This window comes from Streptomyces sp. H27-D2 (assembly GCF_035828615.1).
GTDB lineage: Bacteria > Actinomycetota > Actinomycetes > Streptomycetales > Streptomycetaceae > Streptomyces.
On the sequence record NZ_JAYMZR010000069.1, the window covers coordinates 31,494 to 41,355 of the forward strand.

6 protein-coding genes are annotated in these 9,862 nt (G+C 74.1%); all 6 read left to right on the plus strand.

What is annotated here, in order from left to right; genetic code table 11:
* The first annotated feature begins 21 nt into the window (after positions 1 to 21).
* Positions 22 to 1,752 (plus strand): ABC transporter substrate-binding protein, encoded by a 1,731-nt coding sequence (locus QMK28_RS23955; protein ID WP_326441386.1) that lies wholly within the window; start codon positions 22 to 24, stop codon positions 1,750 to 1,752.
* Positions 1,749 to 2,918 (plus strand): ABC transporter permease, encoded by a 1,170-nt coding sequence (locus tag QMK28_RS23960; protein WP_326441388.1) that lies wholly within the window; start codon positions 1,749 to 1,751, stop codon positions 2,916 to 2,918. The genes QMK28_RS23955 and QMK28_RS23960 overlap by 4 nt, the downstream gene beginning before the upstream one ends.
* Positions 2,915 to 3,904, plus strand: a complete 990-nt coding sequence (locus QMK28_RS23965; protein ID WP_326441390.1) for an ABC transporter permease — start codon at positions 2,915 to 2,917, stop codon at positions 3,902 to 3,904. Before QMK28_RS23960 ends, QMK28_RS23965 begins: the two co-directional genes overlap by 4 nt.
* Positions 3,905 to 4,014: 110 nt before the next feature.
* On the plus strand, positions 4,015 to 5,889 hold the full coding sequence (locus QMK28_RS23970; RefSeq protein WP_326441404.1) for an ABC transporter ATP-binding protein: 1,875 nt from the start codon (positions 4,015 to 4,017) through the stop codon (positions 5,887 to 5,889).
* 187 nt (positions 5,890 to 6,076) lie between these two features.
* Positions 6,077 to 8,470, plus strand: coding sequence for a DUF3492 domain-containing protein (locus QMK28_RS23975; RefSeq protein WP_326441392.1), 2,394 nt, complete (start codon positions 6,077 to 6,079; stop codon positions 8,468 to 8,470).
* Positions 8,467 to 9,741, plus strand: coding sequence for a hypothetical protein (locus tag QMK28_RS23980; protein ID WP_326441394.1), 1,275 nt, complete (start codon positions 8,467 to 8,469; stop codon positions 9,739 to 9,741). Before QMK28_RS23975 ends, QMK28_RS23980 begins: the two co-directional genes overlap by 4 nt.
* Positions 9,742 to 9,862 lie beyond the last annotated feature (121 nt).

Sequence of the window (9,862 nt, forward strand, 5' to 3'; positions counted from 1 at the left end):
CTGCGAAAGGCACCCTTCGTCATGCGTCAACTCTCCGTCATATCGCGCCGGGTGGCCGCGGCCGCCGTCAGTCTGGTCCTCGTCGGAGGCGCGGCGGCCTGCGGCCCTGAAGGGGACGACGACGCGGCCTCGGGCGGCGAGCGCGACGCCGCGCCGGCCAAGGGCGGCACGCTCAGCGTCCTCAACGCCGTCCCGCAGGAGAACTTCGACCCGGCGCGGCTCTACACCTCGGGCGGCGGCAACGTCCCCTCGCTCGTCTTCCGCACGCTGACCACCCGCAACCGGGAGGACGGGGCGGCGGGCGCGAAGGTGGTGCCGGACCTCGCGACCGACCTCGGCAAGCCCAGCGAGAACGCCACCGTGTGGACGTACAAGCTCAAGGCCGGGCTGAAGTACGAGGACGGCTCGGCGATCACCAGCGGCGACGTCAAGTACGGCATCGAGCGCTCCTTCGCGGCCGAACTCTCCGGCGGTGCGCCGTACCTGCGCGACTGGCTCGTCGGCGGCGACGACTACCCGGGCCCGTACGAGAAGAAGGGCAAAGGCGGCCTGGACTCGATCGAGACGCCCGACGCCAGGACAATCGTCTTCCACCTCAAGAAGCCCGAGGGCGAATTCCCCTATCTGGCTACCCAGACCCAGTTCACCCCGGTGCCGAAGGCGAAGGACGAGGGCACGAAATACGAGGAGCACCCGGTGTCCTCCGGCCCGTACAAGGTGGTCAAGAACACCGGCGACGGCGAGCGCCTGGTCCTGGAGCGCAACCCGCACTGGTCCGCGAAGACCGACCCCGAGCGGCACGCCTATCCGGACCGGATCGATGTGAAGTCCGGTCTCGACTCCGCCGTCATCAACCAGCGGCTGTCCACGGGCTCCGGCGCCGACGCCGCCGCGGTCACCACCGACACCAACCTCGGCCCGGCCGAGCTGGCGCAGGTCAGCGGCGACAAGAAGCTCGCCGACCGGGTCGGCACCGGCCGCTTCGGATACACCAACTACCTCGCCTTCAACCCCAAGGTGAAGCCGTTCGACGACCCGAAGGTGCGGCAGGCCGTCTCGTACGCCGTCAACCGGACGAGCGTCGCCAACGCGGCCGGCGGCTCCTCGCTCGCCGAGCCCGCGACCACGTATCTGCCCAACCAGAAATCGTTCGGCTACACGCCGTACGACCACTTCCCGGCCGGGAAGACGGGCGACCCGAAGAAGGCCGCGAAGCTGCTCAGGGAGGCCGGGTACAAGAACGGCCTGAAGATCACCCTGACCCACTCCACCGCCAAGGACTTCGAGACCAGCCCGGAGATCGCCTCCGCCGTGCAGGACGCGCTCAAGAAGGCCGGCATCACCGTCAAGCTGGAAGGGCTGGAGGACAACGACTACAAGGAGACCGTCCACAGCGTGAAGGGCGAGCCGGGCCTCTTCCTCGCCCACTGGGGCGCCGACTGGCCGTCCGGCGGCCCGTTCCTCGCGCCCATCTACGACGGCCGGCAGATCGTGCGGAACGGCTCCAACTACAACCACGCCCAGCTCGACGACGCGTCCGTCAACGACGAGATCGACGCCGTCAACAAGCTGACCGACCTCGACGCGGCGGCCCGGCGCTGGGGCGCGCTCGACAAGAAGACCGGCGAGAAGGCCGTCACCGTGCCGCTCTTCCACCCGGTCTACAAGCGGCTGTTCGGCAAGGACGTCAAGAATGTCGTGATCAGCGACTGGACCGGCGTCCTCGACATCTCGCAGGTCTCGGTCAAGTGACCACCGAACCCCTCACGGCCGTCAAGGCCGGAGCGAGCGGGGCGGGGACGGCCGACGTCCCCGCCCCGGGGTCGGGCCGGTTCTGGCGGCGGCTGCGCTCGCACCGCTCCGCCGTGGTGGCCGTGGCTGTCCTGGCGCTGCTCGTCCTGCTGGCACTCGCCGCCCCGCTGCTCGCCGCGCTCGAAGGCCAGGACCCGAACACGTACCACGACGCGCTGATCGACTCGGCGCGCGGCGGCGTGCCGCTCGGCTCCTACGGCGGGGTCGGCGCCGACCACTGGCTCGGCGTCGAACCGGGCACAGGCCGCGACCTGTTCGCCCGGCTGCTGTACGGAGCGCGGGTCTCGCTCGCGGTCGCCGTCGGCGCGACCCTCATCCAGGTGGCGATCGGCGTTGTCATCGGCCTCGCCGCCGGGCTGGGGAATCGATTCGTCGACAATGCGCTGAGCCGCGTCACCGACGTCATGGTCGCGCTGCCGATGCTCGTCCTGGCCATCGCGCTGACCGCCGTCGTCCCCGCCGACTTCCCCCGGCCGCTGCTGCTCACCCTCGTCATCGGCTTCCTCAGCTGGGGCGCCACCTCGAAGGTCGTACGCGCCCAGACGCTGACCCTCAAGCGGCTCGACTTCGTCGCGGCGGCCCGGCTCGGCGGCTCCCGGCCCTGGCGGGTCGCGCGCCGCGAACTGCTGCCCTCGCTCGCCGCGCCCGTCATCACCTACGCGGCGATCCTGCTGCCCTCCAACATCGTCACCGAGGCGTCGCTGTCCTTCCTGGGCATCGGCGTCAAGCCGCCCACCCCCTCGTGGGGACAGATGCTGTCCACGGCGACCACCTGGTTCCGCGCCGACCCGATGTACGTGCTGGCGCCGGCCGGGCTGCTGTTCGTCACCGTGCTCGCCTTCACCGTCCTCGGCGACGCCGTCCGCACCGCGCTCGACCCGCGGGAGGAGTCCCGGTTGCGGGTCGGCACGCGGTCCGGCGGGCGGTCCGGCGGACGGCGGGCGGGGAAGGCCGGCGGGGCCAGTGGGGCAGACAGGGCGCGTGAGACCGCTTCCGGTGCGGCTCGCGAGGCCGCTGTGGTGAAGACGGCTGTGCCGGGAACGGCTGCGGCGGGAACAGCTGCGGCGGGAACGGCTGCGGCCAAGACGAAGGAAGGCCCCGCATGACCGGCTACGTGCTCCGGCGGCTCGGCGGCGCGGTCCTGGTGCTGTTCGCGCTGTCCGTCGTCGTCTACGCCCTCTTCTACCTCGCGCCCGGCGACCCCGCCAAGCTCGCCTGCGGGCCGCGCTGCAACCCCGGACAGATCGCGCAGGTACGGGACCAACTCGGCCTCAACGAATCCGTGTACACCCAGTACCTGCACTTCCTCCAGGGACTGGTGACCGGCCGCGACTACTCCACCGGCACCTCCGTGCTGCACTGCGACGCGCCCTGCTTCGGCCTCTCCTACCAGAACGACCAGCAGGTCACCGAGCTGATCCAGGCCCGGCTGCCGGTCACCGCCTCGCTCGCGCTGGGCGCCATGGTGCTGTGGCTGCTGATCGGCGTCGGCACCGGGCTGCTGTCCGCGCTGCGACGTGGCGGCGTCACCGAGCGGGTGCTCACCGTGCTGACGCTCGGCGCGACCGGCACCCCCGTGTTCATCCTCGGGCTGCTGATCCTGATGCTCTTCTGCGCGTACCTCCAGTGGCTGCCCTTCCCCTCGTACGTCCCGCTTTCCGAGGACCCCGAGCAGTGGGCCTGGAACATGCTGCTGCCGTGGTTCACCCTCGCCCTCTTCGAGTCGGCCAAGTACGCCCGGCTCACCCGCTCCGCCACCCTGGAGACGCTCGCGGAGGACCACATCCGCACCTTCCGGGCGTACGGCGTCTCCGAGCGCGCCATCGTCACCCGGCACGCGCTGCGCGGCGCGCTGCCACCCGTGATCGCGCTCAGCGCCGTCGACCTCGGCACGATGTTCGGTGGTGCGCTGCTCACCGAATCGCTCTTCGGACTGCCGGGGCTCGGCCAGTTGCTCGTGCACTCCGTACGGGTCATCGACCTGCCGGTGGTCGTCGGGCTGGTGCTGGTCATCGGGGCGTTCGTGGTGCTCGCCAACGCCGTCGCGGATGTCATCTACGCGCTCGCCGACCGAAGGGTGATCCTGACGTGACCGCCGAACCGAGTTCCCGTGAACGAGCGCGTCCGGATTCCCGGGCGGCCGGCGGGGCCGTTCCCTTTCCCGCTCCGGTTCCCGCTCCTGGGCCGAACAGTCCTGGGCCGCTGGTCGAGGTCCGGGACCTCACCGTCTCCTTCCCGGTCGCGGACCGGACCGTACGGGCCCTGGACGGCCTGTCCTTCACGCTCCAGCCGGGCAGGGCGCTCGGCCTGGTCGGCGAGTCGGGCTCCGGCAAGAGCAGCCTCGCGGCGGCGCTGCTCGACCTGCACCGGGGGACCGGCGCGGAGGTCGGCGGCACGGTCCGGGTCGACGGTACGGACGTACTGGCCGCCGACGACGCGCAGTTGCGACGGCTGCGCGGCGGGACGGCCGCGATGGTCTTCCAGGACCCGCTGTCCTCGCTCGACCCGTACTACGCGATCGGCGACCAGATCGCCGAGGTGCACCGTGCGCACCGGCGGGGCGCGTCGCGGCGGGACGCGCGGGCCAAGGCGGTCGAGGTGCTGGAGCGGGTCGGCATCCCCGACGCGGTGCGCCGCGCGCGCTCACGGCCGCATGAGTTCAGCGGCGGCATGCGGCAGCGCGCCCTGATCGCGATGGCGCTGGCCTGCGAGCCGCGGCTGCTGATCGCGGACGAGCCGACGACCGCGCTGGACGTGACCGTCCAGGCACAGATCCTCGACCTGCTGCACGGGCTGCGGACCGAGACGGGCATGGGCCTGATCCTGGTCACCCACGACCTGGGGGTGGTCGCGGGCAGCGTCGACGAGGTCCTGGTGATGAAGGACGGCCGGGAGGTGGAGTCCGGGCCCGTCGCGGCGATCCTCGGGTCGCCGAAGGCGACGTACACCCGCGCTCTGCTGGCGGCGGTGCCCCGGGTGGACGCGCCGAGGGCCGGCGCGAGGCTGCTCACGGTCGGGAGCGGCGGCGCGGGCGGTCGGGGCGCGGGCGGTCGTAGTGCGGGGATGCGTAGTACGGACAGTCGTAGTACGGACAGTCGCGGCCTGGAGGGGCGGGGCGCTCGGGGTGCGGAGGTTGGCGGTACGGAGGCGCGGGGCGTGGAGGCGCGCGGTGTGGGCGCTCGCGGTTCGGAAACGCGCGGCGCGGAGGCGCGCGGCGCGGAGGCGCGCGGTGTGGGCGCTCGCGGTACGGGGGCGCGCGCCGCGGAGGGCGAACCGCTGATCGAGGCGCGCGGGCTGCGGCGGGAGTTCGGGCGGCGGCGCGGGACCGTCACCGCCGTGGACGGGGTGTCGCTGACCGTACGGGCCGGCGAGACGCTCGGCATCGTCGGCGAGTCGGGCAGCGGCAAGACGACGCTCGGGCGGATGCTCGTGCGGCTGCTGGAGCCCAGCGGCGGCGAACTGCGCTACCGGGGGCAGGACATCGGCGGCCTGCGGGAGCGCGAGCTGAGGCCGCTGCGCGGACAGTTGCAGATGGTCTTCCAGGACCCGGTGTCCTCGCTCAACCCGCGGCGCAGCATCGGGGAGTCCATCGCCGACCCGCTGCGCGCGGCGGGCGGCGCGGACGACCGGCAGGTGGTGCGGCGGGTGCGGGAACTGCTGGAGCGGGTCGGCCTGGACCCGCAGTGGTACCACCGCTATCCGCACGAGTTCAGCGGCGGCCAGCGGCAGCGCGTCGGCATCGCGCGGGCGCTCGCGCCGCGGCCCCGGCTGATCGTCTGCGACGAGCCGGTGTCCGCGCTCGACGTCACCACGCAGGCGCAGGTGGTGGCGCTGCTGGACGAGTTGCAGCGCGAGCTGGACCTGGCCCTGGTCTTCATCGCGCACGACCTCGCGGTGGTGCGGCAGGTGAGTGACCGGGTGGCGGTGATGCGCGCCGGACGGATCGTGGAGGAGGGCGCGGCGGACGAGGTCTACGACGCGCCCCGGCACCCGTACACGCGCGGTCTGCTGGACGCCGTTCCGGTGCTCGATCCGGTGCGCTCGGCGGAGCTGCGCGCCGCCCGCGCGGCTGCCTGACAGCGCGTCAGGGTGCGACGGAGGGGCAGGCAGGGGCACGGAAACGCGCCGACAGCGGGAAAGTTACGGGTGTTCACCCCTTCAGGTGGCGCGATGGACAACCGTCCGTCGCGCCACCCACCTGCCCGCATAGCGTCACTCCTCGAACGGCGGCGCGGTCGCCCGAAGGGAAGAACGGGGTGCACTCGTGCGCGTTGGACTGCTCACCGAGGGTGGCTATCCGTATGCGACCGGTGAGGCGCGCGTGTGGTGCGACCGGCTCGTGCGCGGGCTCGCGAACCACGACTTCGAGGTCTACGCCCTCAGCCGCAGCGCCCGCCAGGAGGCCGCCGGCTGGAGCGAACTGCCGCAGCAGGTGGGCCGGGTGCGGACGGCCCCGCTCTGGGGCGAGTTCGCGGAGTGCAGGCCGAGGGCGCGGCGGGGCGCGGGGCGGCGCGCACCGGGGGGCGCGTACGGCCGGCGCGACCGCCGTCGGTTCGCCGAGAGCTTCGGCGAGCTGGCCTCGGCGATCAGCGTGCCGCCGGTCGCGGGCCCGGGTATCCGGAGCGCCGCGGCGCGCTCGGTGCCGGGGGGGGACGAGGGGTCCGGATCGGGCGTCGGCGCGGCTGCGGGCAGCGGCTCGCCCGAGGGCTCCATAGCTCAGGCGGACCGTTTCTCCTCCGGTCTCTACGGTCTCGCCGAGCTGGCCCTTGAGCGCGGCGGGCTGCCGGTGCTGCTCCGCTCCGAGCAAGCCGTACGCACCCTCCAGGCGACCTGCCGCGCACCCGGCGCGCAGCGCGTCGCCCACGGCGCGCAGGTCTCCGACCTGCTCGCCGTCACCGAACTCCTCGAACGCGCGCTGCGCCCACTGTCCCTCGACTGGTACGGCGACGAGGGCGGCCCCGGGCTCAGCGGGGTGGACCTGTGCCACGCGGCGTCCGGCGGCTCGGCCGCATTGCCTGGGCTGCTGGCCAAACGCTTCTTCGGGACGCCGCTGCTGGTCACCGAGTACGGCGTGCGGCTGCGCGAGCACTACCTCGAACGCGCCGGTGCGCCGTCGAGCGTGCCGGTGCGCTCCCTGCTGTCCTCCTTCCAACGCCAGTTGGCGATGGAGACGTACGCCCAGGCGGCGCTGATCACCCCCGGCAACACGCACGCCCGTCGCTGGCAGGAGCGCTGCGGCGCGGACAGCGCGCGGCTGCGCACCGTCTATCCGGGGATGGACGCGAGCCGGTTCACGGCGGTCGGCGAGCGGCCCAGGGAGCGCGACGGAGGCCGCTCGGGCGGGCCCGTCGACGCGGGGGCGTGGCGCTCGGCGGGACAGTGGGCCGACGCGCGGGAGTGGGGCTGGGAGCGGGACGGGGATTCGGCGGGCGACGGCCGGACGCTGGTCTGGGTCGGCCGGATCCAGCCGGCCAAGGACCTCATCGCCCTGCTGCACGGCTTCGCCGAGGTACGCAAGGCCGAGCCGTGCACCCGGCTGCTGATCGTGGACCTGGGGCACGGCGAGGCCGGCCGCAGCCCGGACATCGCCGCCTACCGCGCGCACTGCCAGGCGCTCACCGCCCAGCTCTTCCCCGGCACAGCGGCCGACGCGATGACGGCGGGCGACAGCCCGGTCCGTTTCGAGGAGATCGGCGGCCCCGCGCTGCCCAGGCTCGCCGACGCGTACGGGGCGGGCAGCGTCGTCGTGCTGTCGAGCGTGGTCGAGGGCTTCCCGGTCTCGCTCGTCGAAGCGATGTTCTGCGGGCGCGCCACGGTCTCCACGGACGTCGGGGCGGTCTGCGAAGTCATCGGCGGCACGGGCCTGGTGGTGCCCCCGCGCAACCCGCGCGCCCTCGCGGACGCCTGCCTCGCGCTGCTCCGCGACCCGGACCGGCGCGCACGCCTGGGAGCGGCGGCGCGCGCGCGGGCGCTCGAACTGTTCACCGTCGAGCAGAACGTCGAGGCATTTCGTGGCATCTACCTGGAGCTGATGTCGCACTGCCCGGTGCCGCAGGACACGGTCGGCGCCGACGGCGGCCCGCAGCCCTTCGCGCGCCCCGCCGAGTCGCATGTGCCCGGCCGTTGGGCCGGGGGGTCGGCCGGTGGTGCCCGGCGGGATGCCTGGGCTGACCCTTCCGCTTCCGCTTCCGCTGCCGCTCCGGTTGCTCCGGCCGTCTCGGGGGGTGCGGCACCGTCCCGCGCGCCCTCACCGGGCGCGGGCACGCTGCCGAGGCGCGTGCCGAGCTGGGTGTCACGCGAGGCGGCTTTGAGACGAGCGGGGGAGGCGCTGCCGGGTGGTGTCGCTCCGGCGGCGTCGTCGGAGGCGGTCGGGCTGGGCGAGGCGGTCGGGCTGGGCGACGCTGGTGGGGCGGCCGGTGCGGTCGGGCCTACTGGGGCTGCGGGGTTAGAGCGGGTGGGCTGGGAAGCGGCGGGTCCTCAAGCCGTTTCGCCCGGACCCGCTCCCGTGCGGGAACCCGTACCCGCCCCTGCTCCCGCACGGGAACGCGCACCCGTACCGGCTCCCGCTCCGGCCCCCGCCGGACGGTACGAGGCACCCGCAGCCGAACCGGTCGGTGCCTGCGCCTCGTACCGCCCCGCGGGGGCGGAGCAGTCGTGACCGAGCCACGACCCCGGACGAACGCCCCGGCCGGGCCCGCCGCCGCGGGTGCCGCCCCGGGCGGTCGGCGGGGCCCCGCCGATCCCGTGCGGGCGCTGATGGAGCGGCATCGGGAGCTGTGCGAGCGTGCGGTCGATCCGCTGGAGATCGCCGCCGGGTTGGAGGCGCACGGCATCACGGACCGCACCGCCGCCCGGTTCCGGCACCGGGACGTGTTCTCGCTCGCCGAAGAGCTGTACGCCCGGGTGCCGCGCGCCGAGAGCGGCCCCATGGTTGTGCGCGAGGCGTCCGAGCGGGCGCGCGTCGGGCGGAGTGCGCTGCATTTGGCACCGGGCGCGGTGTGCGCGGTGACCGTCGCGGGGCTCGTGTTGACGGAGGACGCTCAGCTGGTTCTGCGGCTGGCCGTCGGGATGGTCGGCGTCGCGCTGGCGGGCGTCATGCTGAGGCTGTGCCTGCGGCGCGGCCCGTTGAGCACGGCGGGTGCGGCGGCCGGGACCGGCGCGCGGGCAGGCGCGCGCGCCGGTGCGGGAGGGGGCGCGGGGGCCGGTGGCAGGGCGCTGCTGACCTGCTGGCTCCTCGGCTACGCCCTGCTCGGCGACTGGCTGCTGGCCAAGGTGCTCGACGGCGGTCCCGATTCCGTCGCCCTGGCCTTCGGGCCGGCCGGTACGGGCGAGGCCGTCGGGCTCGCGTTCGCGGTCGCCCCCGCGGCCGGGTGCGCCCACTGGTTCGCCGTACAGGCACGCGGCCGGCTCACGGCGAGCCGTGGCCTGGAGGAGTTCGGCGCGGCGGTGCGGCCGCTGCTCACGGGCACGCTCGCGCTCTTTCTCGGCGCGCTGCTGGCCCTGCTGCTGGCCGCCCGGCTGGTCGTGGGCGACGGGCTGCCGGCCCCCGGGGCGCTCGTCTCGGCGACCGCGCTCGGCGGGCTTCTCTACCTGGCCAGGCTGGTCGCCGTGCACGGCTTCCCCAAGGCGGGAGCCACCGCGATGAGTGCCGCCTGCGCGATGGAATGCGGAGCCGTCGGGCTGGTGCCGGCGGCCCGGCTGCCCGGCTGTGAAGCAGCCGGACGGCCGATCGAGCTGCTCTTCGCGGCCTACGGGCCGGCGGCCGTACCCACCCTCGCCTGCGGCACGGCCGCGCTCGCCCTGCTCGGGTACGCCGCCGGCACCTTGACCCGCGCCTCCGCCCATCACGCGCACCCGCGACCGCACTCGATGAGCGGGTCGCGAGCCGACGGCGAACCGAGCGCCGGGCCCCCTGCGAGCCGGGGATGAGACCCCGTCTCACTTATCGGACACGGCTGACCGGATGGCCCGTACCGCCCGTACCGCCCGCATCGGCCGGCTGAACCCCACCTCCCGTCACCCCAACTACCCCCCCCCCCCGCCCGCCCAC

Excerpts from the sequence above, each read along its gene's own strand:
- QMK28_RS23965 (WP_326441390.1), top strand. The coding sequence starts at position 2,915 with ATGACCGGCTACGTGCTCCGGCGGCTCGGCGGCGCGGTCCTGGTGCTG.
- QMK28_RS23955 (WP_326441386.1), top strand. The coding sequence starts at position 22 with ATGCGTCAACTCTCCGTCATATCGCGCCGGGTGGCCGCGGCCGCCGTC.